Annotated in this window: 21 protein-coding genes; 7 read left to right on the top strand and 14 right to left on the bottom strand. The window is 69.6% G+C overall.

What is annotated here, in order from left to right; genetic code table 11:
• Nucleotides 1-14: 14 nt before the first annotated feature.
• Nucleotides 15-1,493 carry a TAXI family TRAP transporter solute-binding subunit gene (locus ABD104_RS04740; RefSeq protein ID WP_343927199.1) on the top strand — a complete coding sequence of 493 codons (1,479 nt, stop codon included), beginning with the start codon at nt 15-17 and terminating at the stop codon, nt 1,491-1,493.
• A gap of 6 nt (nt 1,494-1,499) precedes the next feature.
• On the opposite strand, the gene ABD104_RS04735 is transcribed toward ABD104_RS04740, so the two are convergent.
• The 10 genes from ABD104_RS04735 to ABD104_RS04690 all read right to left on the bottom strand — a co-directional run bounded on the left by ABD104_RS04735 (nt 1,500) and on the right by ABD104_RS04690 (nt 12,356).
• On the bottom strand, nt 1,500-3,164 hold the full coding sequence (locus ABD104_RS04735; protein WP_343927198.1) for an isovaleryl-CoA dehydrogenase: 1,665 nt from the start codon (nt 3,162-3,164) through the stop codon (nt 1,500-1,502).
• 66 nt (nt 3,165-3,230) lie between these two features.
• On the bottom strand, nt 3,231-4,202 hold the full coding sequence (locus ABD104_RS04730; RefSeq protein WP_371695898.1) for an AraC family transcriptional regulator: 972 nt from the start codon (nt 4,200-4,202) through the stop codon (nt 3,231-3,233).
• 37 nt (nt 4,203-4,239) lie between these two features.
• Nucleotides 4,240-6,483: a xanthine dehydrogenase family protein molybdopterin-binding subunit gene (locus tag ABD104_RS04725; RefSeq protein ID WP_343927197.1), complete on the bottom strand. Its 2,244-nt coding sequence runs from the start codon at nt 6,481-6,483 to the stop codon at nt 4,240-4,242.
• A 13-nt stretch (nt 6,484-6,496) separates the two neighbouring features.
• A complete protein-coding gene (locus ABD104_RS04720; RefSeq protein ID WP_087841320.1) occupies nt 6,497-6,958 on the bottom strand; it encodes a (2Fe-2S)-binding protein in 462 nt (153 codons plus the stop codon).
• A gap of 139 nt (nt 6,959-7,097) precedes the next feature.
• Complete coding sequence (locus tag ABD104_RS04715) at nt 7,098-7,427, bottom strand: ArsR/SmtB family transcription factor (protein ID WP_087841321.1); 330 nt, start codon at nt 7,425-7,427, stop codon at nt 7,098-7,100.
• Nucleotides 7,411-7,929 (bottom strand): SRPBCC family protein, encoded by a 519-nt coding sequence (locus ABD104_RS04710; RefSeq protein ID WP_132980097.1) that lies wholly within the window; start codon nt 7,927-7,929, stop codon nt 7,411-7,413. The genes ABD104_RS04715 and ABD104_RS04710 overlap by 17 nt, the downstream gene beginning before the upstream one ends.
• An 84-nt stretch (nt 7,930-8,013) precedes the next feature.
• Entirely contained in the window at nt 8,014-8,403 is a 390-nt protein-coding gene (locus tag ABD104_RS04705; RefSeq protein ID WP_343927196.1) for an MAPEG family protein, read from the bottom strand.
• A 33-nt stretch (nt 8,404-8,436) separates the two neighbouring features.
• Nucleotides 8,437-9,918, bottom strand: a complete 1,482-nt coding sequence (locus ABD104_RS04700; protein WP_087841324.1) for a DNA recombination protein RmuC — start codon at nt 9,916-9,918, stop codon at nt 8,437-8,439.
• 70 nt (nt 9,919-9,988) lie between these two features.
• On the bottom strand, nt 9,989-10,951 hold the full coding sequence (locus ABD104_RS04695; RefSeq protein WP_343927195.1) for a Bug family tripartite tricarboxylate transporter substrate binding protein: 963 nt from the start codon (nt 10,949-10,951) through the stop codon (nt 9,989-9,991).
• A 46-nt stretch (nt 10,952-10,997) separates the two neighbouring features.
• A complete protein-coding gene (locus tag ABD104_RS04690) occupies nt 10,998-12,356 on the bottom strand; it encodes an FAD-dependent oxidoreductase (protein WP_087841325.1) in 1,359 nt (452 codons plus the stop codon).
• A 100-nt stretch (nt 12,357-12,456) separates the two neighbouring features.
• Here ABD104_RS04690 and ABD104_RS04685 point away from each other — a divergent pair, with 100 nt between their 5' ends.
• Nucleotides 12,457-13,368, top strand: coding sequence for a LysR family transcriptional regulator (locus tag ABD104_RS04685; protein ID WP_087841326.1), 912 nt, complete (start codon nt 12,457-12,459; stop codon nt 13,366-13,368).
• A 7-nt stretch (nt 13,369-13,375) separates the two neighbouring features.
• Here the strand turns inward: ABD104_RS04685 and ABD104_RS04680 are convergent, their stop codons facing one another.
• The 3 genes from ABD104_RS04680 to ABD104_RS04670 form a co-directional block, all read right to left on the bottom strand.
• Complete coding sequence (locus ABD104_RS04680) at nt 13,376-13,807, bottom strand: group II truncated hemoglobin (protein WP_132980096.1); 432 nt, start codon at nt 13,805-13,807, stop codon at nt 13,376-13,378.
• Between the two features lie 20 nt (nt 13,808-13,827).
• Nucleotides 13,828-16,356: an ABC transporter permease gene (locus ABD104_RS04675; RefSeq protein ID WP_243724588.1), complete on the bottom strand. Its 2,529-nt coding sequence runs from the start codon at nt 16,354-16,356 to the stop codon at nt 13,828-13,830.
• 140 nt (nt 16,357-16,496) lie between these two features.
• A complete protein-coding gene (locus tag ABD104_RS04670; RefSeq protein WP_343927194.1) occupies nt 16,497-17,669 on the bottom strand; it encodes a BMP family ABC transporter substrate-binding protein in 1,173 nt (390 codons plus the stop codon).
• Between the two features lie 187 nt (nt 17,670-17,856).
• On the opposite strand from ABD104_RS04670, the gene ABD104_RS04665 reads away from it, so the two are divergent.
• The 5 genes from ABD104_RS04665 (at nt 17,857) to ABD104_RS04645 (ending at nt 24,122) form a co-directional block, all read left to right on the top strand.
• On the top strand, nt 17,857-19,293 hold the full coding sequence (locus ABD104_RS04665) for a catalase (RefSeq protein ID WP_343927193.1): 1,437 nt from the start codon (nt 17,857-17,859) through the stop codon (nt 19,291-19,293).
• A gap of 161 nt (nt 19,294-19,454) precedes the next feature.
• A complete protein-coding gene (locus ABD104_RS04660) occupies nt 19,455-20,036 on the top strand; it encodes a methylated-DNA--[protein]-cysteine S-methyltransferase (RefSeq protein ID WP_087841330.1) in 582 nt (193 codons plus the stop codon).
• Nucleotides 20,033-20,755 carry a 2OG-Fe(II) oxygenase gene (locus tag ABD104_RS04655; protein ID WP_132980095.1) on the top strand — a complete coding sequence of 241 codons (723 nt, stop codon included), beginning with the start codon at nt 20,033-20,035 and terminating at the stop codon, nt 20,753-20,755. Before ABD104_RS04660 ends, ABD104_RS04655 begins: the two co-directional genes overlap by 4 nt.
• Nucleotides 20,756-20,796: 41 nt before the next feature.
• Complete coding sequence (locus ABD104_RS04650) at nt 20,797-21,501, top strand: 2OG-Fe(II) oxygenase (RefSeq protein WP_343927192.1); 705 nt, start codon at nt 20,797-20,799, stop codon at nt 21,499-21,501.
• Between the two features lie 179 nt (nt 21,502-21,680).
• Nucleotides 21,681-24,122 carry a penicillin acylase family protein gene (locus ABD104_RS04645; RefSeq protein WP_132980093.1) on the top strand — a complete coding sequence of 814 codons (2,442 nt, stop codon included), beginning with the start codon at nt 21,681-21,683 and terminating at the stop codon, nt 24,120-24,122.
• An 18-nt stretch (nt 24,123-24,140) separates the two neighbouring features.
• Here ABD104_RS04645 and ABD104_RS04640 read toward each other — a convergent pair whose 3' ends face one another.
• Nucleotides 24,141-25,058: an ABC transporter permease gene (locus ABD104_RS04640; protein WP_087841333.1), complete on the bottom strand. Its 918-nt coding sequence runs from the start codon at nt 25,056-25,058 to the stop codon at nt 24,141-24,143.
• Nucleotides 25,059-25,060: the final 2 nt, after the last annotated feature.

Here is a 25,060-nt window from a genome sequence, read left to right as displayed (position 1 = left end):
CAGCGAGCGCAACCATGATCCGACGATTGCTTCTTCTCGTCCTGGCCGCCCTGCTGCTGTCGGGCTGCAGCCGCGGGCCCGACCAGTCCGAGGTCCGGGCCGCCGTGGAGAACCGCCTGCAGGCGGTCTTCGCCAAACCGGTGCTGGACGTGGAATCCCTGCGGCGCCTGGGCAGCGGCCCGCTGGCCGATGCGCCCGATGGCGCGGCCCGCCGCATCGTCTATTTCAACGGGCGCTTCCGCCTGGCCCGCGACTATGCCTTCGGCGACTGGCAATCGCTCAATCCGGCCGCGCTGGCCACGCTGCTGGGCGCGACCGAACGCGGCGTCGAAGGTATCGCGCGCGACGGCAACCGCGCCGGCGACATCCTGCTGGTGCGCGGTTCGGTCACGTTCCGCGAAGGGCCCGACGGATGGCAGCCGGTGGATTTCGTGCCGCCACCGCAGGCCACGGCCAGCCAGGCCGCCGCCGGTTCGCCGGCCCGTGCCACCATCGAACGCATCCAGAACCTGTTCAACACGCTGCCCCCCAACAGCCCGCGCGCCCGCGCCATCATCACCGAGGAACTGGCGGCGGCCGACCGGCAGATCACGCGTCGCCTGGACCGGCTGCGCCGCGCCTTCGTGGTCGCGGGCGGACCGCAAGCCGGCGAGTACGACCTGGTCGCCCGCACCATCGCGGCGCGCCTGACGGCGCAAGGTTTCAGCGCCAGCGGCTCGTCCACCCAGGGCAGCATCGAGAACCTCCAGTTGCTCCAGCGAGGCGCGGCCAACATCGCGCTCGCGCAGGGCGACATCGCCAGGCAGGCCTACCTGGGACAGGACGCCTTCGGCGGCACGGCCCACAACCCCAGCCTGCGCGCCATCGCGAGCCTGTACCCGGAAGCCTTCCACATCGCCGTGCTGGCCGACGGCCCGGTCCAGTCCATCGCCGATCTGCGTGGACGACGGCTCGATGCCGGCCTGGCCGCGTCCGGCAGCCGCGCCTCGACGCTGCAGGTACTGGCCGCGCACGGAGTGCCGGAAAACAGCGTGGAACTCGTCGCCAGCGCCGACTTCGACCAGGCGGTGCAAGCCCTGCTCGACAGGCGCGTCGACGCGATCGCCAGCGTGATCCATGCGCCCGCGCGGCAACTGCAGCGCCTGGCCGCCGACCACCGGGTGCGCATCCTGCCATTGTCCCCGCCCGCGATCGCGCAGCTCGCGCGGGACGATCCCGCCTTCGTGCGCCTCGTGCTCGCGCCCGGCACCTATCCGGGCCAGGGCGCGCCCATCGCCACGGTGGGCGTCACCGCGTTGCTGGTCACCGGCGCCGACACGCCCGCGGACGAAGTGCGCAGCGTATTGCAGGCGGTGTTCGAACAGGCCGACTTCGTGGCGGCTGGCAGCCCGGCCGGCGGACAGATCACGCGCGCGACCGCCCGCGAAGGCGTGACCATCCCCATGCACGAGGCCGCCGACCGCTATTTCCAGGCGGCCCCGGCGCCGCGCTAGATCGCGTCAACCCCCCGGCGGCCACGCGCGGGCCAGCAGCTCCGCGCACACGGCGTCGCCGTGGCCGGTGTCGCTGTCGCCGTACAGCCAGCTGGCCTGCGCCAGCCGGGCCGCCACGAAGGCTTCTCCCACCAGGCCGCCCGGCGCCTCCAGCAGCAGCGCCGCCTGCATCAGCCCGGCCAGCAGGCCGGCGATGCGGCGCGCCTTGAACTCGGCCTGGCCGTCGCCCGCGCACAGGTCCATCCAGGTCTGCCAGGCCGAGCGGAACTCCGGGCTGCCGCCGCCGCGCTCGCGCAGGTGCTCGCCCAGTGCCTCGAACGCCTGGGGATCCCGGCGGATCGCGCGCAGCACGTCCAGGCACATGACGTTGCCCGACCCCTCCCAGATCGCGTTGACGGGCGCCTCGCGGTAGAGCCTGGGCATCGGACCGTCCTCGACGTAGCCGTTGCCGCCGCAGGCCTCCATGCATTCGGCGATGGCCGACACGGCGCGCTTGCAGACCCAGTACTTGGCCGCCGGCGTGACGATGCGCCGTATGGCCCGCTCCAGCGGCGCATCGGACTCGAAGGCGCGCGCCAGCCGCAGGCCCAGCGCGGTCGCGGCCTCGCTTTCCAGTGCAAGATCAGCCAGGACGTGGCGCATCAGGGGCTGGTCGCGCAGCGGCCGGCCGAACGCCCGGCGCCGCGAACAGAAGTGCAGCGCCTGGACCGTGGCCTGCCGCAGCAGCGCGGCACTGCCCAGCACGCAGTCCAGCCGCGTGTAGGTCGCCATCTGCACGATGGTGGCCACGCCACGCCCCGGCTCGCCCAGCATGGCGCCCCATGCGCCGTGGAATTCGACCTCGGCGCTGGCGTTGCTGCGATTGCCCAGCTTGTCCTTCAGGCGCTGGATGCGCACGCCGTTGCGGCGGCCGTCGGGCGCGTAGCGCGGCACGAAGAAGCACGACAGCCCTTCATCGGCCTGGGCCAGCACCAGGTGGGCGTCGGACTGGGGCACCGAATAGAACCACTTGTGGCCCTCGAGCAGATAGCCCCGCCCCCGGCCGGAAGCTCCGCATGGCACGGCCCGTGTCGTATTGGTCCGCACGTCCGAACCGCCCTGCTTCTCGGTCATCCCCATGCCGATCAGCACGCCGCGCTTACCGGCCACCGGGGCATCCGACGCGTCGTAGTGGCGGGCATGAAGGCGCGGCAGCCAGTCGCGGGCGAAGTCGACCTCTCCGGCCGGTTCGCCCGCCAGCACGGGAATCGCGCCGAAGGTCATGGTGGTCGGGCAGAGCGTGCCTGCCTCGACCTGGCCCTGCATGAGGTAGCCTGCCGCGCGCTCGACCATGGCGCCCGGCGCGGGCGCCGCCCATGGCGCGGAATGCAGGCCGCGCGCGACGATGTCTGTCATCAGGACATGCCAGGCGGGATGGAAGCGCACCTCGTCGATGCGGCGCCCGACCGGATCCAGGGGCACGAAGCGCGGCGGGTGCTCGTTGGCGTCGCGCCCGGCGTCCATGGCCTCGCGGCTGCCCAGCCAGCGGCCCTGCTCGCGCAGGGATGCCTCGGCATGGCCGGCCCCTTCGCGCCGGACCGCTTCCCGCAGCGCGGGGTCGGTGTCGTACAGGTTGTAGCCGCTGCGCGGCTCCACCACGTTGAACGCGTCGTCCCGGTCGCTGTCCGTCATGATCGCTCCCCGCCGTCGCGGCGGCTTGGCCGCCATGCCCGCAGTGTAGCGCCGACCGCCGCGGACTCAGGCCGCCACGGTCTCGGCCGGATCGCCGTCGCGCAGCCTGGCCACGTCGCGCAGGGGCGGCGAGCCGAACAGGCGGCTGTATTCGCGGCTGAACTGGGAAGCACTTTCATAGCCGACCCGGCGCGCCGCGCTGCCGGCGTCCAGCAACTCGGACAGCATCAGCATGCGGGCCTCGCGCAGGCGCAGCTGCTTCTGGAACTGCAGCGGGCTCATGGCCGTGACGGCCTTGAAATGATGATGCAGCGAGGACGGGCTCATGTTCACCGCCTGGGCGAGCGCCTCGATGCGCAGCGGCTCGGTGTAGTTTTCCTTGATCCAGGCAATGGCGCGGGCGATCTGGCTGGAAGCCCCGGCCGACAGGGCCGCCTGGCGCAGCCGCCGCCCCAGTTCGCCGGTCAGCACCCGGTACAGGATCTCGCGCTCGGCCAGCGGCCCGAGCACCGGCAGGTGCTCGGGCGTATCCAGCAGGCGCACCAGGCGCAGCATGGGCTCGATCAGGGCCAGCGGCGTCGTCCCGACCGCCAGCCCACGCATGCCGGGAGCCTCGGGAGCAGATGGCAGGCCGTGCTCGCCCACCAGTTCGCCCAGGCGCTGCGGGTCGATGTCCAGCGCCACGCACAGATACGGTTCGGCCCGCGACGCGCAGGTGATGCGGGCCTGCACCGGCAGGTCGAACGAGGACAGCAGGAAGTGGCGCTCGTCGTACTCGTAGACGGCTTCGCCCAGTTCGACGCGCTTGGCGCCCTGCGCGGCGATCGTGAGCGAAGGACGATAGAAGCCGCAGTTCGATCCCGAGGGACCGGAGAAGCGCACGAACGACAGCCCCGGATACGCGCTGGGATGCGTCCCGTCGACCGGCGCGTGCCGCGCGATGCAGCTGGCCAGCTCGCGCCGCGCGGCGGCCAGCCGCCCTGGGGCTTCGTCCGATGCAACGGTATCGAGGGGAAGAGCCGGCTGGGACATGGTCATCGCGGGAAGCAGGCGCGGAGCGACGATATTGCCATGCTCAGACCGCCTTGCGCAAAGGCGTGCGGATCGGCAGGGTACGCACGCGTTCCCCGGTCGCCTCGAAGATCGCATTGGCCAGGGCCGGCGCCAGCGGCGGTACGCCGGGCTCGCCCACGCCGGTGGGGTCGTCCTGGGACGGCACGATGTGCACCTCGACACGCGGCATCTCGTTGATGCGCAGCACGGGATAATCGTGGAAGTTGCTCTGCACCACGGCTCCCTTGTCGAGCGTGATGGCGCCGTGCAGGGCCGTCGACAGCGCGAAGCCTATGCCGCCCTCCATCTGCGCCTTGACCACGTCCGGATTGATCGCCAGCCCGCACGCCACGGCACACACGACGCGATCCACCTTCAGTTCGCCCCCGGCATCCACGCTCACCTCGACCACCTGCGCGACCACGCTGTTGAAGGACTCGTGCACCGCCACGCCCCGGCCCCGGCGCACGCCGCTTTTCCCCGCCGCCAGCGGACGGTCCCATTGCGCGGCGCGCACCGCCGTCTCCAGCGCCGCCAGGTGGCGCGGATGGCCCTTGAGCAGCTCGCGCCGCAAAGCCACCGGATCGCGGCGCGCGGCATGCGCCGCCTCGTCGACCAGCGTCTCGGCGGTGAACGCGGTGTGCGTATGCCCGACCGACCGGTACCACTGCACGGGTACCCGCACGTCGTCGGGAGTATGCAGCTTCACGCTCAGGTTGGGGATGCCGTAAGGCAGGTCGGACAGGCCCTCGACCGAGGTCGCGTCGATGCCGTTCTTGACCATGAATTCCTCGAACACGGAACCCTTGATCAGCGATTGCCCGACCACCCGCACCTGCCATCCCTGCAGCCTGCCCCGCTCGTCCAGCGCGAGCCTGGCGCGGTGCAGGTAGGCGGGCCGGTAGTAGCCGCCTCGCATGTCATCCTCGCGCGTCCACACCATCTTGACCGGAACGTCGAATCCCGCCTTGCGCGCACCCTGCGCGATGGCGACGGCCTCGACCACGTAGTCGGCGTGCGGGCTGGCACGCCGGCCGAAGCTGCCGCCGGCATACAGCTGATTGATCGTGACGTGCTCGGGCGCGATGCCGAGATAGTCGGCCACGGCCTTCTGGTCCATGGTCTGGAACTGCTCGCCGTTCCAGATCTCGCACCGGCCGTCGCCCAGTTGCACGACGCAGTTCAGCGGCTCCATGCTGGCATGGGCCAGGAACGGGAACTCGTAGTCCGCCTCGATCACCTTGGCGGCCTTGGCGAACGCGGTCTCGACGTTGCCGCGCGTGGCGGCGGGCAAGCCCGGGCGCGACGCGGCCTGGCGATACCGGGCCAGGAGTTCGTCGCTGCCCTCGGTGTAGGCGCGGCTTTCATCCCACCGCACCTTCAGGGCATCGCGCCCGGTGCGTGCGGCCCAGGTATTGCGCGCCAGCACCGCGACGCCGGCCGAGCGATGCGCCGAACCCTCGAAAGGAATCGCCGCCACCACGCCGGGGACGGCCAGGGCGGCGCTGGCGTCGTAGCCGGCCACGGTCGCACCGAAACGCGGCGCGTGGGCCGCGATGGCGACCAGCATGCCAGGCAGCTTGACGTCCTGCGTGAAACGGGCACGGCCGTGCACCTTGTCGGCCGAATCCGTTCGCCGCAGCGACGCCTTGCCGATCAGGCGGAAATCCTTGGGCGACTTCAGCCTGGGCCTGGCGGGCACCGGCTGCGCCGCGGCGGCCGCGGCCAGTTCGCCGAACCCGGCCTGCCGGCCCGACGCGGCGTGGCGGACGACGCCTTCGCGCACCGTGATCGTGGCCGGGTCGACCTTCCACGCCTGCGCCGCCGCCCCGACCAGCATCGCGCGCGCGGCGGCGCCCGCCTCGCGCATCTGCTTGAAGGAGTTGGCCATGGCCGTGCTGCCGCCGGTACCTTGTATGCCCATGGCCAGGTTCTTGTAGCGCGCCGTGTCGGCGGGCGCGCCTTCGACCCGTACCTGCGCCCAGTCCGCGTCCAGCTCATCGGCCACCAGGGTCGCCAGGCCCGTATAGGCCCCCTGCCCCATCTCCACGTGCTTGGCGTACACCGTCACGCGGCCCTGGGTATCGATGGACAGAAAGGCATTGGGAACGAAGGGGTCCGCCTTGTCCGCCGGTTGCGCCGCCAGGACGCCGGGCAGCTGCCAGCCCAGCACGAGCACGCCCGCGCCTTGCACGAACCGGCGGCGGCTGACGTTGACCAGGGAGGCTTGATGGCGGTCCGCATGGTTGTCGAGGGTGAATGCCATGATGCCTTCCCCCTCAAGCCAGCGCCTGGGCGGCGCGATGGATTGCGGCCCGGATACGGACATAGGTCGCGCAGCGGCAGGCATTGCCGCTCATCGCTCCGTCGATGTCCTCGTCCGTGGGACGCGGGTTCGTGCGCAGCAGCGCGGCGGCCGACATGATCTGGCCCGACTGGCAGTACCCGCATTGCGCGACGTCCAGTTCCTGCCACGCGGCCTGCACCGCACGGCCCACGGCGTCGCTCCCCACGCCTTCGATGGTCGTGACGGGCTTGCCTTCGATGGACGACACCGGCGTCACGCAGGCACGCACCGGCTCGCCGCCCACATGCACCGTACAGGCGCCGCACAGCGCCATCCCGCACCCGTATTTCGTGCCGGTCAGGTTTGCCAGATCGCGCAGGGCCCATAGCAGCGGCATCTCGCCGGGCGCGTCCAGCGCAGTCTGTTTGCCATTGATCTCGAGCTGAATCGCCATTGCCACGTCCCCTGCGGAAAAGATGCCGGATCCCTATCCGGCCCGGAACAGAGGTTACGTAAGGCGATAGCCCGGGGACAATACCGATTCCTGCGTGTGTTTTGCCTGATCCTGCAAACGCCGGGCCAGGCCAGCGGCGTCACGGCGACTCGACGAGTTTCCTCAAGCGGCCGATGGCGCGGTCCCACCCGGCCGAGATCGCGTCCAGGAACGCCCTGGCCTCGTCCACGCGGCGCGGATCCAGGGCGTACAGCACCTCGCGGCCATGGCGCTCGCGTACGACGAGATCCGCCGCCTCCAGCACCTGGAGATGCTTGACGATGGCCTGCCGCGAAATGTCCCTGCCCTCGGCCAGCGCGGTGGCCGACAGGGCTCCGCCGGCCAGCAGATGGGCGACCAGGGCCAGCCGGGTCGCATCGCCCAGCGCGGCGAACACCCGCGCCAGTTCATGCTCACGCACCTTCGACATGGCGCCGGATGTTGTCGGCCTGGGCACTCCAGCCACCATCGTTCATCATGAAGGCCCGTTCGCGCCGGTGTGCCGGCACGCGCTCGAAGCCCGACTCGGTAATGGTCAACCGCGTGCCCTCGGGGATGGGTTCCAACTGGAACTCGACCAGGGTCGTCGGCTCCTGCCCGGGATCGCAGTCCGCGTCGATGCCGAACGGCACCCAGCGGAAGCTGAAGAGACGCGGCGCTTCCATGCGCTCGACGGTGCAGAACACCTCATGCGGCAGCGGCTGCCGTATCGCCGCCGGCTGCAGGCCCAGCGAGGCCTGGTAGCGCTCGATCTCGTCCTGGTCGAAGCCGCCCTCGAAGCTGCCGGTGATGGCGCGGCCGGGGGCGAAGGGGTGGTCCAGCTTGACACCGAACCACTGCGCGAACTCCTGGATATTGGTCAGGGCGTGCCACACGCGCTCGACCGGCGCGCGCAACACGACCTGCTTTTCGATGCGGTCGTACGTCTTCATGGGAGACCCCTTCTGCAACGTTTCGGTTGCAGTATATCGAGGCCCGGGATACGTGCAACCATTCTGTTGCACATTTTTACGGCCTCATGCCGCCGCCACGGTCGCGGACACGAACAGCCCCAGCACGCACATCATGCTGGCGACGTGCGCGGCCGAGCGCAGGCCCGGCTTGTCGCCCAGGTACCAACCGATGAACAGCAGCCGCGCCGCGACCCAGGCCAGCGCCCAGCCATCCGCCAGGTGCTGCGGGGTACCGGCCAGGTGCGCGATGATCACCGCCGCGGCGAAACCCGGCAGGGTCTCGAATGCGTTCAGGTGCGCGCTCCAGGCGCGCTTGGCGATGCCTTGTATGCGGTTCGGGAAATCGCGCGGATCGCGGTTGTCGCGCAACGGCCGCGCCCTGTTCCGGGCGATACCGAAGCAGACGTAGGGCATCAGTACCGCGACGAACACACACCAGAATGCGATGGTCATGCCAGCCTCCCCGGGGGCCTGGCCCCGCGTGTCTTAGTTGTCCGCTTCCCCGTCGGCCTCGTCGGCCGCGAGGTTGTCGTCCTCGGTCCCCAGCAACTGGCGTGTCTCGCCTTCCGGCAGGGCTTCGACGGTTTTCAGGTTGCGCAGCATGGCGCGGGTGCGCACCTCGGTCTGTCCGATCTTGTTGCTGGCGGTTTCCAGCGTCTTCTTCACGCTGGCCAACGCGTCGCCGAACTTGCCGAATTCCGACTTGACCGCGCCCAGTACCTTCCAGACCTCGGACGAACGCTGCTCGATGGCCAGCGTCCGGAACCCCATCTGCAGGCTGTTCAGCAGCGCGGCCAGGGTGCTGGGGCCGGCCACGTTGATGCGCAGCGCATGCAGCTTGTCCATCAGGCCGGCCCGCCGCAGGACCTCCGCGTACAGCCCCTCGGTGGGCAGGAACATGATGGCGAAATCGGTGGTATGCGGCGGCGCGATGTACTTGGAGCCGATGCGGCGGCCCTCCAGCTCCACGCCGCGCTCGAAGGCCTGCCCGGCGGCGCGCACGGCATCGAGGTCGGCGCGCTCCTGCGCGTCCACCAGCCGCTCGTATTCCTCCTTGGGGAACTTGGCGTCGATCGGCAGCCACACCGGTACGGCATCGTCACCGCGTCCCGGCAGGCGGATGGCGAACTCCACCAGTTCGTCGCTGCCGGGCACCGGCTTGATGTTGCGGGCATACTGCGCCGGCGTCATGGTCTGCTCGATCAGCATGCCGAGCTGCACTTCGCCCCAGGTCCCGCGCGTCTTCACGTTGGTCAGCACGCGCTTGAGGTCGCCCACGCCGGCCGCCAGCGATTGCATTTCGCCCAGCCCCTTGTGCACGGCCTCCAGCCGGTCGGAGACCAGCTTGAAGGACTCGCCCAGCCGCTGTTCCAGCGTGGCGTGCAGTTTCTCGTCCACGGTGCGGCGCATCTCCTCGAGCTTCACGGAGTTGTCGGCCTGCATGTCCTTGAGGCGCTGCTCCACGGTCGTGCGGACCTCGACCATGCGGCGCTCGTTGGCCTCGGTCAGCACGCGCAATTGTTCGGAGAAACGATCGGCGAAGCGCTGCAGGGCCTGCGCGCTCTCGTCGCGGTTGGCCGCGGCGTCGCGGGTCAGCGAAATGCGCAGCGCCTCGAAGCGTTCCTGCAATTGCGCCGTCAGCGTGGTCAGGTTCTGGGCGAAAGCGTCGAGCTGCTGGTTCAGCACCTGGGCCTGCTGCGCCTGCTGGCCGCCCAGCGCCTGCATGCCCTGGGCCAGCGTCTGGCCCAGTTCGGTGCGCAGCCCGCGCGTGGACTCGGCCAGTTCCGACCGCAGGCCACGCTGGCTCTCGGTGATGTCGGCCCGCAGCGTGCGCTCCAGGCGCTCCTGCTCGGTCAGGATCTGGTCCAGGCGCGGATCCGCCCCCGGCTTGCGCAGCAGCGCCAACAGTGCGAACAATGCCGCGAGCACGGCAGCGACGGCGCTGCCCCACAACAGGTATTCGGTCAAGACTCGGCCCCCAAAACCAGGGATTTTAGGCTCAGGCGACGCGGGCCCCAAGCCGGGGGGCCGTGCGCGCTCAATCCAGCTCGATCCCGTTCTTGCGGATGATGGGAAACCAGCGATCCGCCTCTTCCTTCAGGTAGGCGGAAAACGCCTCGGGCGTACCCGCCACGACTTCCATCATCTGGCTGTCGAACGCCTTGCGCGCCTCGGGTTCCTCCAGCGCCCGGACGACCTCGTCGTGGATGCGGGACTTCAAGGCCGGATCCAGGCCGGCCGGCGCGACGATCCCCATCCAGGCACCGGTGTCCACGCCCTTCATGCCCTGTTCGGCCAGGGTCGGGACCTCGGGCATGAAGCGGGTGCGGGCGCCGGTGGTGACGGCGATGGCGCGCAGCTTGCCGGCCTTCACGAAGGACTGCACCGCGGCGGCGGGCAGGCACGCCATGTCGACATCGCCGGCGAGCAAGGCGGTCACAGCCTGGCTCGAACCGCCGTACGGCACATGGACGATGCTGGTGCCGCTGCGCGAGGCGACCAGTTCCATCGTCAGGTGCGACAGCGAGCCATTGCCGATGGAGGCGTAGTTGAACTTGCCGGGCGACTGCCTGAGCAGCGCGACCAGTTGCTCCAGGTTGGCAGCAAGCAGTCCGGCACGTGCGACGATCACGCTGGGCTGCATCACGGCGATGGTGATGGGCGTCAGGTCGCGGTCCGGGTCATACGGCATCTTCTTGTAGAGCAGCTTGTTGTTCACCAGCGGACCGGTGATGCTTACGCCCAGCGTCAGGCCGTCGGGCGCCGCCTTGGCGACGTGGTCGGTGCCTATCATGCCACCGGCGCCGGCCTTGTTCTCGACGACGAAAGTCTGCTTGAGCCGCTTGGACAGGCGTTCGGACAGCACTCTGGCCAGGGTATCCGGCGTGGAAGCCGGAGCGAAGGGAGCGATGATGCGCACCGGCCTCTCGGGCCATTGCGCATGGGCGGGAACGGCCAGCAAAGGGGCGAAAAACATGGCCGCAGCCAGGCGTCTGATCACGATATTGTCTCCTTGTGATGAAGAAAATTACCTACTGCCGCCAGGCCTACATGTCCCGGCCCAGGTAGGCGCCGTCCCGCTCCAGCACTTGCTGCAGGGCGGCCACGTCGAGTCGGCGCGGCGCCACGCCGGCGCGCAGCGACAGGGCCGCCGCCGTGCCGGCCGCCTGGCCCATGGCGAAGCACGGGCCGGTCACGCGCGCGGCCGACTGGCCCATGTGGGTCATCGAGGCGCAGCGCCCCGCGACCAGGAGGTTGTCCACGCCCAGCGGCAGCAGCATGCGGTACGGCAGGTGGTTGAAGCCCCTGACGTTGGGCACGTCGACGAACTTGAATACGATGTCGCCGGCGACGTGGGCCTCGACCGGCCAGCCGTTCACGCCTATGGTGTCCTCGAAGCTCGCGCAGCCCAGCACGTCGCCCTCGGTCAACTGGTATTCGCCGACGATGCGGCGCGTCTCGCGTATGCCGACCTGCGGCGCGATCTCCAGGATGTACGAGGCATCGAAACCCGGCGCGTACTCGCGCAGGAACTCGAAGAAGTCGCGGGCCTGGCGCCGTCCCTGCAACTCGCCCTCGCTCAGTTGCCAGGCATCGGTGCCGTCGATCGCGGTCCCGTCCGGGTTGCTGAGCTGGGTCACGTTGGCGCGCCATTCGACCGGATTCTTCTGCGGCCGCACGATGGGCGTCTTGCGGGCGAACCGGCGGCCGTCGCGGGCGGCCTCCTCCATCAGGCGGCCGAAGTGTTCCCAGGCCCTGCCGGCACGGGCCGGATCGACGTTGTTGACGCGGAACATGGTCGACGGATACAGCATGCCGCCGTGGCCATCGCCCTTTTCATAGGGCACGCCCGCCGCGGCCGCCATGTCGCCGTCGCCCGAGCAATCGATGTAGATCCTGCCGACCACCGCGGCACGGCCGGACTTGGTCTCGACCAGCAGCGCGGCAATCTCGGCCGGCGAGCGCATCAGCACCCCGGCCGCCTGCGCGTGGAACAGAAGCTGGCTGCCGCTGGCGACGACCAGATCGTCGGCGGCCAGTTTGTAGGCCGCGTTGTCGTAGGCCTGCGCCATGATCTTGTCCTGGAACATGCGATGCGGCTCGCACAAACCGCCCAGCTTCTCCAGCGTGGCCAGCAGTTCGTCCGCCAGGCCGTGCACCACGCGCCGGTTGTCGCCGAATACATTGGCGTGCAGGCCGCAGAAATTGGTCACGCCGGCCGCCGTGCCCATGCCGCCCAGGAATCCGTAGCGCTCGATCAGCAAGGTACGGCAGCCGTGGCGCGCCGCCGCGGCGGCGGCCGTCATGCCGGCGGGGCCGCCGCCCAGCACCACCACGTCGAATTCGCCCAGGATGGGGGTCTGCCGCGCGGGTTCGGTCACGCTGGCCGGATGTGCCGTTGTCATTGCTCCACCTTGTCATTCAGGGAAGCGGACATGTTATCTATTTCAAAACGGATTATCTGGTCTAATTCGAAGCACCAGTTTTCGCGTTTTGGAATAGAAAATGGATACCCTGGCCAACCTGCGCGCCTTTCTTGCCACGGTGCGCGGCGGCAATTTCTCGGAGGCCGCGCGCCAGCTCGATACCGTGCCCTCGGTCGTGGCCAAGCGCGTCGGCCATCTCGAATGGACCTTGGGCGCGCGCCTGTTCGAACGCTCCAGCCGCCGCGTGACGCTGACCGAGGCCGGCCACAAGTTCCACGCGCGGGCGCGCGCGCTGGTCAGCGATTTCGATGACATCGCCTCGGAACTCAAGCGCGACCAGGATGCGCTGGACGGCCACATCCGGCTGCGGGCCCCGACCTCGCTCACGGTGCTGTACCTGGCCGACATCCTCGCGGCCTTCCAGCGGCGCCATGAACGGCTGACCCTGGAGGTCGCGCTGCTGGACCGGTCGGCCAATCCCGCCGAGGAAGGCTTCGACATCTCGGTCAGCGGCCGCGCCGACAGCTACGAGGGCGTGGTGGACGAGCCGCTGTGCCCGCTGCGCCAGGTCGTCTGCGCCGCGCCCGGCTACCTGGCGCGCCGGCCCGCCCCGCGCCATCCGCGCGACCTGGCCGACCACGACTGCCTGGTGTTCAATCCCACCGGCCACAGCTGGCACTTCAACAGCGCGAGCGGGCCCATCAGCGTCGACGTGCCCGCGCGCCTGGGCGCCAACGACAACTATGTGCTCTATGCCTCGGCCCGCGCCGGCAACGGCATCGCCGTCCTGCCCACCTATGTTGCGCGGCGCGCGCTCGCGGACGGCAGCCTGGTGGCGCTGCTGGAGGACCACCCCTTGCAGGACGTATGGCTCAAGGCCCTGATCCCGGCCCGCAAGCGCGCCTTGCCGCGCATGGAACTGCTGCTGGCCTGGCTGCGCGACCACCTGGGCGGCACGCCCCCCTGGGAGAGATCCGGCGACGGCGCATGAGTCCGGCCTACTCCGGCCGGTTCCGCATCCAGTCCGCCGTGTTGTAGAACGAGGCCAGCAGCTTGTCGGCCAGCGCCGGCTCGACGCCGACCTGCTGCATCGCCCGGCCCATGCAGACCACCCACTGGTCGCGCTCCGTGGTGCCGATCGAGAACGGCAGATGGCGTGCCCGCAGGCGGGGATGGCCGAAGCGGCGAATGTAGTAATCGGGGCCGCCCATCCAGCCGCACAGGAACCAGAACAACTTCTCCCTGGCCTGGTCCAGCGACGGGCCGTGCGCGGCGCGCAGCTCCGCCAGGTCCGCGTCCAGGTCCATCAGGTCGTAGAACCGGTCGACCAGCTCGCGCACGCGCGCTTCGCCGCCGATCACGTCGAACACGGTCTGACCGGCCGGAGCCGGTTCCTCGGGCTCGCGTATCAATATCGTCTTGTCGTTCATCTCGGTATCATCGAAAAGCGCTAGGCTTCCCTGAGGGTCGCCAGCGGCGGCTGGCGCAGCACGCCGCGCAGCCCCATCCATCCCCCCGCCCAGGCGCACGCCACGCCCACCAGCAGCCCGGCCACCCAAACCCACGGGTTCGGCGTCAGCGCGAAGTTGAACACATGGCGGGCCAGCAACCACGCGATCACCGACGCGCCGGCCGCGGCCAGCACGCCCGCCGCGCCGCCTATGGCGGCCAGCTCCAGCCACTGCGCCAGCGACAGCTGCCGGCGCGTGGCCCCCAGCGCGCGCAGCAGCCCGGCCTCGCGCACCCGCTCGTCGCGGGTGGAGGCCAGCGCCGCATACAGGACCAGGCAGCCGGCGGCCAGCGTGAACAGGAACAGGAACTGCACCGCCGCCACCACCTGCTCCAGCACGTCCTGCACCTGTCGCAGGATGGCGCTGGTATCGAAGATGGTCAGGTTGGGAAACTCGCGGATCAGCGCGTTGGACAGGTCGGCCTGCTCGGGCGGCAGGTGCAGCGCGGTGATCCAGCTCTGCGGCATGTCGCGCAGCGCCGCCGGCGACAGGATGGCGAAGAAGTTCACCTGCATGGAATCCCAGTCCACCGCCCGCAGGCCGGTCACCTTCACGTCGACCGCGTTGCCGGCGATGTCGAACCGGAGCGTGTCGCCCAGGTTCACGCCCAGGGTCTTCGCGATGCCCTGCTCCATCGACACCTCGGCGGCATCCGGGTCCAGCCAGCGGCCGGCCACGTCGCGGTTGTGGCCCGGCAACTGGTCCATGTAGGACAGGTTGAACTCCCGGTCCACCAGCCGCTGCGCGCGATCGTCCTGGTAGTCGGCCGGCCCCACCGCGCGGCCGTTGATCTCGACCAGGCGCCCACGGATCATGGGGTACAGCTGCACGTGGCCCAGTCCCGCCTGCGCCAGGCGCTGCGTGACCGCCTCGCGCTGGTCCGGCTGGATGTTGATCAGGAAACGGTTGGGCGCGTCGGGCGGCGCGGCGCTGCGCCAGCCCTCGACCAGGTCGCCGCGGGTGATGGACAGCAGCAGGATCGCCATCAGCCCCACCGCCAGGGCGCATATCTGCGCCACCGTGGCGCCACGGCGGCGGACCACGCCCGCCAGCGCGAAACGCAGGGCCACCGGCCCGCGCTGCCATTGCCGCAGCGGCTCCAGCCAACGCAGCCCCAGCCACGAGATGCCGGAAAACAGCAGGAAGCCGCCCAGGAATCCCCCGGCTACCATCAGGCCCAGCTTCAGGTCGCGCGCGAACCATAGCAGCAGCAGCGCGAAGCCCACCGCGCCCATGCCGTAGCCGAGCGCGGTGCGCGCCGGCGCGACGCCGGTGTCGCGGCGCAATACCCGGGCGGGCGCGACATGGCGCAACTGGGCCAGCGGCGGCAACGCGAAGCCCATCAGCAGCCAGACGCCGGCAAGAAAACCCTGTATCGCGGGCAGCGGCCCGGCACGCGGCAGATCGGCCGTGATCAGGCCGCCCAGCGCGGCGATCAGGCCTTCGTGCGCGGCATAGCCGAGCGCGCTGCCGACGGCGGCCGCCCCCAGGGCGATGATCAGGAACTCGGCGGCGAACAGCCAGGTCAGCGTGGTCTGCGTCGCGCCCAGGCAGCGCATCACCGCCACGCTGTCGAAATGGCGCAGCGTGAAGCGCCGTGCGGCCAGCGCCACGGCCACCGCCGCGATCAGGGCCGCCAGCAGGGCCACCAGAGACAGGAACTGCTGCGCCCGGTCGATGGTCCGCCGCATCTCGGGCCGGCCCGAATCCAGCGTCTCCACGCGCTGCCCGCGCTGCGGATGGGCCTGCAGCCAGGCCGCGTACTCGCGTGCCGCCGCCGGTTGTCCGGCGGCGAGCAGGCGGTAGGTGATACGGCTGCCGAAGGTCACCAAGCCGGTGGACGCCAGGTCGTCCTCGCGGATCATGACCCGCGGCGCGACGTTGATGAAATTCATGCCGCGATCGGGTTCCACCGTGATCACGCGCGCGATGCGGAAATGCCGGTCGCCCAGTTGCAGGTCGTCTCCCACGCGCACCTCCAGCAGCGACAGCAGTTGCGGGTCCACCCAGGCGGTCCCGGGCGCGGGGATCTCGCGCGTCGGTTGGTCGGGCGCGGTGGGGCCATCGGCCACGCGCAGGCTGCCGCGCAGCGGATAGCCCGGCCGCACCGCCTTCAAGGCCGCCAGTTGCGAACGCGCGGCGTCGCCCGTCCCGACGCTGGCCATGGAGGGAAACTGCAGGTTCTGGGTCACCGTCAGCCCCAGCCGGCGCGCCTCTTCGCGCGGCCCCTGGTCGATCGGGTTATCGGAAATCAGCACCACGTCGCCGCCCAGCAATTGGGCGGCATCCCGTTCCAGCGCCTGGCGGATGCGGTCGGCCAGGAAGCCCACGCTGGAAACCGAGGCCACGGCAATGACCAGCGCCATCGCCAGCAGCCTGAGTTCCCCGGCGCGCCAGTCGCGCACGGTCATGCGCCAGGCCTGGGCCAGGAGGGACAGCGGTGAGAACGAACGGATGTCGGTGGTCATGGCCGGCGGGAAAGGAAGTGGATCGAAGGCGAACGCCCGGGCGATGCATGCCGCGCTACGCGTGGCGTGCCGGGCAGCCCCGATAGGACCACGCCGGCCGCCCGCGGTTCACGCGGCCCCGCTACTTTACCGGAGCGCCCTCAGGCCACCGCCTTGCCCACCACGCCCTCGACGAACCAGTCCATGTGGTCGACGTCCTTCTGGCTCGGCACGCCGGATTGCTGGCGCACCTTGCCCTGGTTGTCCACCAGCCGGCCGCCGAAGGGATGGAGCGCGCCCGCCGCGATCTTGCCGCGCGCCTCGTCCACCGACGCGCGCACCGCCTGGGGCACCTTGGGCGACAGCGCCTCGAGCGCGATCATGCCGTCCTTGAGGCCGCCCATGATGGCCCGCGAGGCCCAGGTGCCGTCCAGCACTTCGCGCGCGGCCTGGATGTAATGGTCGCCCCAGCGATGCACGACGGCGCCGAGCTGGCGCGTCGGCGCATAGCGGCTCATGTCGGACGTATAGCCCAGCATCCACGCCCCCGCCGCCTCGGCTGCCTGCGCCACCGCGGACGACCCCGAGTGGTTGGTCAGCACGTCGGCGCCCTGGCGCAGCACTGCCTGGGCCGCGTCGCGCTCGCGCGGGGGATCGAACCAGTTCTGCGTCCAGACCACGCGCACCTGGACCTTGGGGTTGACGCTGCGTGCTGCCAGCGTGAAGGCGTTGATGCCCTGGATCACCTCCGGGATAGGCAGGGCCGCGACATAGCCCAGGACGTGGCTGCGCGTCATCGCCCCCGCCACCAGTCCGGCCAGATAGCGGCCCTCGTAGAAGCGGATGTTGTAGGCGCCCAGGTTGCGCGCGAGACGGTAGCCCGAGGCCTGGTCGAACACCACGCCCGGGAACTCGCGGGCAACCCGCATCACCGCGTCCATGTAGCCGAAGGACGTGGTGAAGACGAGCTTGCAGCCCTGGCGCGCGAGATCGCGTATCACCCGCTCGGCGTCGGCGTTCTCGGGCACGTTCTCGACGACCCGGGTGGCCACCCGCGACCCCAGCGCGGCGACCATGGCCAGGCGGCCATCCTCGTGCTGGCGCGTCCAGCCCGCATCGGTGATGGGCGACATGTACACGAACCCCACGGACAGCGGATCGGCCGCCCGGGCCAGGCGCGGCATGCCCAGGGCCGCGCCGGCGATGGGCGCGCCCGCCGCCAGCCAGCCCAGGACGCGGCGGCGCCCCGCGCTGGCAAGGCCGGCCATGGTTTCCATTTCGTGGGGACAAGGTTGTTCACGGTGCGCAAGCGGCACCGAAACGAGGTTTTTCACGCTGGTTCTCCTCGAACACGGCTTCCCGGAAAAAGATCCGGCCGGCGGGAAGCTGCGCCGGGGCGGACACGAACGAACGCGCCATTTTATCATTCATTGAATCGGCCTATTGCGATGATTTATTCAATTCAATTTACCAATAACCCAGGGCGGCCTATCGTGGGGCCTCGACAATTCGGAGCTAGGCATGACGACTCTCACCACCGCAACGGGCGCGCCTGTCGCCGACAACCAGAACTCGAAGACCGCCGGCCCGCGCGGCCCCGTCCTGATCGAGGATTTCCACCTGGTCGAGAAGCTGCAGCACTTCAACCGCGAACGCATCCCCGAGCGCGTGGTGCATGCCAAGGGCTCGGGCGCCTACGGCGTCTTCGAGGTGACCAACGACATCACCCGCTACACCTGCGCCGACCTGTTCGCGCAAGTAGGCCGCAAGACCGACGTCTTCATCCGCTTCTCCACCGTGGGCGGCGAGAAGGGCTCGGCCGACACCGAGCGCGACCCGCGCGGCTTCGCCATCAAGTTCTACACCAACGAAGGCAACTGGGACCTGGTGGGCAACAACACGCCGGTCTTCTTCATCCGCGACGGCATCAAGTTCCCCGACTTCATCCACACCCAGAAGCGAGACCCGCGCACCAACATGAAGAACCCCACCGCGATGTGGGACTTCTGGTCACTGTCGCCCGAATCGCTGCACCAGGTCACCACGCTGTTCTCCGACCGCGGCACGCCCGACGGCTATCGCGCCATGCACGGATTCGGCAGCCACACGTTCAGCATGCTCGATGCCCAGGGCCGGCGCGTCTGGGTCAAGTACCACGTACTCAGCCTGCAGGGCATACGCAACCTGCATCCGCGCGACGCCGCCCGGCTTGCCGGCGAGGATCCCGACTACGCCCAGCGCGACCTGTTCGAGGCGATCGAGCGGGGCGACTACCCTAAGTGGCGCTTCTGCATCCAGGTCATGACCGAGGATCAGGCGCGCGCCACGCCCTACGACCCCTTCGACTTGACCAAGGTCTGGCCCCACGCGGACTTCCCGCTCATCGAAGTGGGCGTCATCACGCTGAACCGCAATCCGGAGAACTATTTCGCCGAGGTCGAGCAGGCCGCGTTCTCGCCGTCGGCGATCGTGCGTGGACTGGGCTTCAGCCCCGACAGGATGCTGCAGGCCCGCCTGTTCGCCTACCATGACGCGCACCTGTACCGCGTCGGCACGAACTACCAGGCGCTGCCGGTCAACCGGCCCCATGCGCCGGTGCGGACCTACCAGCGCGACGGCGCCATGCGCTTCGATGGCAACTTCGGCGGCGCCGCCAACTACGAGCCCAACAGCGTGGCCGACGCGCCCCGCCACGATGCGGCGCACCGCGAACCGCCGCTGCCGCTCTCGGGCGATGCCGACCGCTACGACCATCGCGCCGGCAATGACGACTACACGCAGGCCGGCGACCTGTTCCGCCTCATGAGCGCCGGCCAGCAGGCCCTGTTGATCGAGAACATCGTCAACGCGATGAAGACGGTGCCGCGCGAGATCCAGGAACGCCAGATCGCGCACTTCGCCAAGGCGGATCCGCGGTATGGGGAAGGCGTGGCGAAGGGATTGGGACTGGCCGCCTAGAGGCCCTTCACCGGCACCACGGTGCGAAGGGGGATCGACGGCAAGATGCGACTTCTTGAATGGCGAGGCGGGAAAAAGAATTCAACCGCAAAGAGCGGAGTTTCAAGAAGGGAATGGACGCCTAGACTGATCCCACCTTGTCACCACAAAGGAACATTGCCATGAAGCCCCGTTCCGTTTCTATGTTCAAGTACGACTTTCGCGCCCCTGGCAGCCAGGTGGAAGGCCCTATTCGCTTCGCCGTCGGTCAAGCAGCGCTGGGCGAAGTGCTTGTCGCCCGGAGCCGGCGCGGCATCTGCGCCATCTTCCTTGGCGAGGAGGCGCGGGCATTGAGCGACCAGCTCACGGCTGCCTTTCCGAATATCGAGTTGCAGCCTGATCAGCCTTCTCTGCGACACGAGCTGGGACAAATCATTGGCTTCATCGACCAAGACGCGTCCCAGGGCGTTATCAATCTCGACATCGGCGGCACCGCGTTCCAGCAGAAGGTCTGGCAGGTATTGTGCGGCATCCCGGCAGGCAAGATCCGCAGCTACAGCGACGTCGCGCGTGATCTCGGCGTACCGGAAGCCGTCCGTGCCGTAGCGGGCGCCTGCGCGGCCAACGTCCTGGCCATCGCCATTCCCTGTCATCGCGTGGTGCGCAGGGATGGCTCGATCTCCGGCTATCGCTGGGGCGTCGAGCGCAAGCGCACGCTGCTGGCCAAGGAAGCCGGCAAGGTGGCTGCAGGGTTCGCGGCATGAACGCCGTGGCAAGCCAGGGACTTGCCATGGCGCCCGAGACGTACGACTGGCCGGGCATCGAACAGTCGCTCGATGCACAGGGACATGCCGTGCTGCCCAACCTGCTGACGGCGGGGCAATGCGATGGCCTCGCAGCGCTCTATGCGCGAGAAGAAGGCTATCGCGCGCGGATCGTCATGGCTCGCCACGGCTTCGGGCGAGGCGAGTACAAATACTTCGCCTACCCCTTGCCACCGCTGCTCGACCAGTTGCGCCACGCGCTGTATCCCCGGCTGGCGCCGATCGCCAATCGTTGGAATCGACAGCTGAAGATCGGCGCGCAGTACCCTCATGACCTGGACGCCTATCTGCGCCGGTGCCATGAGGCCGGCCAGACCCGGCCGACGCCGCTGATCCTCCAGTACGGCGAGGGCGACTACAACTGCCTGCACCGGGATCTCTACGGCGATCACGTCTTTCCTTTGCAGGTTGCCATCCTGCTGTCGGAACCCGGCAGGGACTTCACCGGCGGCGAGTTCATCATGACGGAGCTGTCGAACAAGGGCCACCGCGCGGATGTCGTCGCGCTGCGCAAAGGCGACGCGGTGGTGTTCACCGTCAACCAGCGACCGGCAATGGGTCGGCGCGGCACCCGCAAGGTGGCCATGCGGCATGGCGTCAGTCGCATCCGAAGCGGTCACCGCCATACCGTGGGCCTGATCTTCCACGACGCGAAGTGACCATGGAAACGCTCGAACCTTAAAGGATGGGAGGAGTTCTCATGACCTCGCTTGACGCGCCCCTCGATCGCCTGAACTGGACGGACATCGGCCTGCAGCTCGATGCCGAGGGCTATGTCGTGCTGCCCGGTCTGTTGGGTGTGGACGTGGCGCGCGATCTGGCCCAACAGGCCACGGCGGCAGGCGCCCGCCGAGTGGCTTTGGAAGCCGGTAATCTTGGGCGCGATGAGTTGTTCTACTTCGACGCCGGTATGCCGGCACCTCTGGAACTGTGGCGCACGGCGCTTTATCGCCGCCTTGTCGCCATCGCCAATCGCTGGAACGAGACCCTGGGCGTCGCTCTTCGCTATCCGGCGGAACTGGGGGACTTCTTGCGACGCAACCGGGAGGCAGGCCAGACGCGGGCGCAGTCCCATCTGAGCCGGCTCGGCGGCGAAGGCCATGTATCGCTGCACCAGCGCAATGACGGCGAGCAGGTCTTCCCCATGCAGATCGTCGCCGTGCTGTCCGAGCCGGGCGTCGATTTCCAGGGAGGCGAATTCGTGATGACCGAGCAACGCCCGCGCATGCAGTCGCGGCCGGCGGTGTTGCCGCTCAAGCTTGGAGACGTGGCCGTCATAGCCACGGCGGAACGCCCCGTCAAGGGAAGCCAGGGCTATTACCGGGTCAACCTCAAACACGCCATCAGCCGTGTCCGCAAGGGCGAACGCATCGGCTTGGAACTGCTGTTCCACGATGCAGCCTGACGCTGCGGATGAACGGCACAGGCCCACCTCGGCCTGGAAGAAGACCCGTTCATGAACGCGCCACTGTCCATGTCCGCGGACAACCAAGAATTTTTCATCGACAGCCCGGAATGTCGTGCGCTTGAAACAGAACGGGCACAATGTGCCCGGCAAACACATTGGACGGCAATCCGCGCACCATGAAATTCCGTAGCCCCCAACGCCCCGCCCATCTTGCCCTGCTCACGGTGGCGGCGGTGCTCGTCCTGGGCATCGCCACCATCGCGGCCGCCTGGCTCACCCTGCGCGCCAGCCTGCCCCGGGTCGACGGAGAACTCGGCGCATCCGGCACGGCCCAGCCCGCCACGATCGCGCGCGATGCCCAGGGCAGCGTCACCATCCGTGCGGCCAACCGCGCCGACGCCGCCTACGCCACCGGCTTCGCCCATGCGCAGGACCGCTATTTCCAGATGGACCTGGTACGGCGCTCGGCCGCCGGCGAACTGGCCGCGCTGGTGGGCGAGGCCGCCGTGCCGCTGGACCGGCGCGTGCGCGTGCACCGTTTCCGCGCCCGCGCGGAGCGGGCCTACGCCGCGCTCCCGCCCGCCCACCGCGCCTTGCTGGAACGCTACGCGGATGGCGTCAATGCCGGCCTGGCCGCGCTCGGCGCACGGCCGTTCGAATACTTTTTGCTGGGCGCGCCGCCACAACCCTGGCGGCCCGTGGACACGCTGCTGGCCATCTATGCGATGTACCTGGACCTGCAAGGCGGCGAACTGCTGCGGGTGCGCTCGCGCGAGGCGCTGCGCGACCTCCTGCCCGCTCCGCTGCTCGCGGCGCTGCTGCCCACGCGCAGCCACTGGGACGCGCCGCTGGACCGCCCCCCTTTCCCCGCGCAGCCGGCCGCGCCGGACACCGCGCTGGTGGATGCGCATCCCGACTGGATCGACGCGCCCCGCGCGCCACGCACGCGCGGGGCGATTCCCGCCGAACTGATGGTGGATGCCGGTACCACTTCGTCGGCGCTGGGCAGCAACGGCTGGGCCGTGGACGCGCGCCATGGCGCCGGCGGCCGCGCGCTGGTGGCCAACGACATGCACCTGGGCCTGCGCCTGCCCAACGTCTGGTATCGGCTGACGCTGGAGTTTCCCTCGGCCTCGGGCCCACGGCGTATCAGCGGCGTCAGCCTGCCCGGCGCCCCCATCGTGGTGGCGGGCAGCAACGGCGACGTCGCCTGGGGTTTCACCAACAGCTACGGCCATTTCATCGACCTGGTGCGGCTGGAGCCCGATGCGGCCGATCCGTCGCGCTACCGGGGCCCGGCCGGCACGTGGGAAACCGCGCCGGAAACGATGGAGCGCATCGACGTGAAAGGGGCCGGGCCCGTCATGCTGCCCGTGCGCGAGACCCCATGGGGTCCGCTGCGGCAGGCCAACGGCAAGGTCTACGCGATACGCTGGATCGCCTACCTGCCGGATGCCGCCAACGTGGGGCTGGCCGACATGGAAGAGGCGCACGACGTCGAACAGGCGATGCACGTCGCGCAGACGGCCGGGATTCCCACGCAGAATCTGGTGGTGGCGGATCGCCGCGGCGACATAGGCTGGACGCTGGCCGGTCCCTTGCCCACCGCCACGCTCGATCCGCTGGGCTTTCCGGTCGAGGCGGACCATGCCGCGGCAGCACTCGCCCGCCTCGCTCCGGCGGACTATCCCGCGATCGTCGCCCCGGCCTACGGGCGGCTCTGGACGGCCAACAGCACGCAACTCGCGAACGAAGCCACGCAACGCAGGATCGGGGACGGCGGCGCCGATGTCGGTGCCCGCGGAACTCAGATACGCGATGCGCTGTTCGCCGGCGAACGCTTCAGCGAGCGCGACCTGCTCGCCATCCAGCTGGACGACCGGGCCTCGTGGATCGCATTCCTGCGCGAGCAGGCCCTGGCCGAGCTGGACGACGCCGCCGTCGCCAGCCATCCGCGGCGGGCCGCCTTCCGGCGCATCGTGCAATCCTGGAGCGGACGCGCCGACACCGGCAGTGCCGCCTACGCGCTGCTGCGCGCCTACCACGACGCGTTGTACGACGCGTGGTTCGGCGCGTTGGACGAGCGACTGGCCGCCATCGACGGTGGACTGTCGATGCGCCGCGCCTCGTCGCGCGTGCTGGCCACCATGGAAAGCCTGGTGCGTGCCCGTGCCTGGAAACCGGCCTATGCCGCGGATTGGCACGCCTTCATGCTCGAACGCATCGACACGGCCATCGCCTCGGTCAGCGCCGACGGCCGCCCCCTGGACGAGATCCGCTGGGGCGACCGCAACCGCCTCGCCATGGAGCATCCCCTGGCCCGGGTGCTGCCGGCGGCCGTCAGGCCCTGGCTGTCGGCGCCTGCCCGCCCCATGCCGGGCGACATCCACATGCCGCGCATCCAGGGCCCGTCGTTCGGCGCGTCCGAGCGTTTCGTGGTGTCGCCGGGACATGAGGAACACGGACTGATGGAAATGCCGGGCGGCGCCTCGGGCCATCCGCTGTCGCCCTTTTTCCTGGCCGGCCACTCGGCATGGACGGATGGCAAGGCCACGCCCTTCCTGCCCGGCCCCGACGTCCATCGACTGACGCTGCTCCCGGCGGGATCCGGCCACTGACGCAAGGCGTAGCGCGGCCTAGCGTTCGGGCAGGAAGGGCCTGCCCAGCGCGCGCGGCATGTTCCGGCGCATCCAGCCGGGGTTGCCGCCGCGCAAGGCCAGCACCGCGACGGTGCAGACGTAGGGCAGCATCGCCAGGAACTGCGAGGGCACCTGAACGCCCATGCCTTGCAGCTGGAACTGCAACATGGTCAGCCCGCCGAACAGATACGCGCCCAGCAGGATGCGCACGGGATGCCACATGCCGAAGGCGATCAACGCCAGGGCCATCCAGCCCCGGCCGGCCACCATGCCCTCGCTCCACAATTGCGTATAGACCACCGACAGATACGCACCCGCGAGCCCGCAGCACAGCCCCCCCGCGAGGATCGCGAGCACGCGTATGCGGCCCACCGGATAGCCGAGCGCGTGCGCCGACTCCGGCGACTCCCCCACCGCCCGCAGCAGCATGCCGGCCCTCGTGCGGTACAGGAATACCGCCAGCAGGCCGGCCAGCGCCATCGTCGCGTACACCAGCGGATGCAGCGCGAACACGGTGCTTCCCAGGCCGGGAATGCCGCGCAGCCACGGTAGGCCTGCCTGGCCCTGCCCGAGCGAACGGCCGGCGTAGGACACGCCGGCGAAGGCCGATAGCCCCGACCCCAGCAGCATCACCGCCAGGCCGCTGCCGTACTGGCTGGCGTTGAAGACGACCACCAGCAGCGCGAACACGGCGGCCAGCGCAGCCCCTGCTCCCGCCCCCGCCGCCAGCCCCCATACCGGGCTCCCGGTGTGGAAGGCCACGGCGAAACCGGCGGCGGCGGCCAGCAGCATCATGCCCTCGGCCCCGAGATTGATCACGCCGGCGCGCTCGTGGATGGCCAGCCCCAGCGCCGCCAGCGCCAGCGGCGTGCCGGCGTTCAGCGTCGCGGCCAGGAGTTGCAGCAGGCTTTCCATGC

The sequence above is a fragment of the Pigmentiphaga daeguensis genome (assembly GCF_039523035.1).
Taxonomy (GTDB): Bacteria; Pseudomonadota; Gammaproteobacteria; order Burkholderiales; family Burkholderiaceae_B; genus Pigmentiphaga; species Pigmentiphaga daeguensis.
This window is presented reverse-complemented; position numbering and strand designations above follow the sequence as displayed.

What these genes read in the sequence shown, in the direction of transcription:
- ABD104_RS04710 (WP_132980097.1), bottom strand. Translation starts at nt 7,929, where the DNA reads ATGAAGACGTACGACCGCATCGAAAAGCAGGTCGTGTTGCGCGCGCCG.
- ABD104_RS04685 (WP_087841326.1), top strand. Translation starts at nt 12,457, where the DNA reads ATGGATACCCTGGCCAACCTGCGCGCCTTTCTTGCCACGGTGCGCGGC.
- ABD104_RS04730 (WP_371695898.1), bottom strand. Translation starts at nt 4,202, where the DNA reads ATGACCATGTCCCAGCCGGCTCTTCCCCTCGATACCGTTGCATCGGAC.
- ABD104_RS04740 (WP_343927199.1), top strand. Translation starts at nt 15, where the DNA reads ATGATCCGACGATTGCTTCTTCTCGTCCTGGCCGCCCTGCTGCTGTCG.
- ABD104_RS04655 (WP_132980095.1), top strand. Translation starts at nt 20,033, where the DNA reads ATGAACGCCGTGGCAAGCCAGGGACTTGCCATGGCGCCCGAGACGTAC.
- ABD104_RS04705 (WP_343927196.1), bottom strand. Translation starts at nt 8,403, where the DNA reads ATGACCATCGCATTCTGGTGTGTGTTCGTCGCGGTACTGATGCCCTAC.
- ABD104_RS04725 (WP_343927197.1), bottom strand. Translation starts at nt 6,483, where the DNA reads ATGGCATTCACCCTCGACAACCATGCGGACCGCCATCAAGCCTCCCTG.
- ABD104_RS04660 (WP_087841330.1), top strand. Translation starts at nt 19,455, where the DNA reads ATGAAGCCCCGTTCCGTTTCTATGTTCAAGTACGACTTTCGCGCCCCT.
- ABD104_RS04640 (WP_087841333.1), bottom strand. Translation starts at nt 25,058, where the DNA reads ATGGAAAGCCTGCTGCAACTCCTGGCCGCGACGCTGAACGCCGGCACG.
- ABD104_RS04680 (WP_132980096.1), bottom strand. Translation starts at nt 13,807, where the DNA reads ATGAACGACAAGACGATATTGATACGCGAGCCCGAGGAACCGGCTCCG.
- ABD104_RS04675 (WP_243724588.1), bottom strand. Translation starts at nt 16,356, where the DNA reads ATGACCACCGACATCCGTTCGTTCTCACCGCTGTCCCTCCTGGCCCAG.
- ABD104_RS04720 (WP_087841320.1), bottom strand. Translation starts at nt 6,958, where the DNA reads ATGGCGATTCAGCTCGAGATCAATGGCAAACAGACTGCGCTGGACGCG.
- ABD104_RS04645 (WP_132980093.1), top strand. Translation starts at nt 21,681, where the DNA reads ATGAAATTCCGTAGCCCCCAACGCCCCGCCCATCTTGCCCTGCTCACG.
- ABD104_RS04690 (WP_087841325.1), bottom strand. Translation starts at nt 12,356, where the DNA reads ATGACAACGGCACATCCGGCCAGCGTGACCGAACCCGCGCGGCAGACC.
- ABD104_RS04665 (WP_343927193.1), top strand. Translation starts at nt 17,857, where the DNA reads ATGACGACTCTCACCACCGCAACGGGCGCGCCTGTCGCCGACAACCAG.
- ABD104_RS04715 (WP_087841321.1), bottom strand. Translation starts at nt 7,427, where the DNA reads ATGTCGAAGGTGCGTGAGCATGAACTGGCGCGGGTGTTCGCCGCGCTG.
- ABD104_RS04650 (WP_343927192.1), top strand. Translation starts at nt 20,797, where the DNA reads ATGACCTCGCTTGACGCGCCCCTCGATCGCCTGAACTGGACGGACATC.
- ABD104_RS04735 (WP_343927198.1), bottom strand. Translation starts at nt 3,164, where the DNA reads ATGACGGACAGCGACCGGGACGACGCGTTCAACGTGGTGGAGCCGCGC.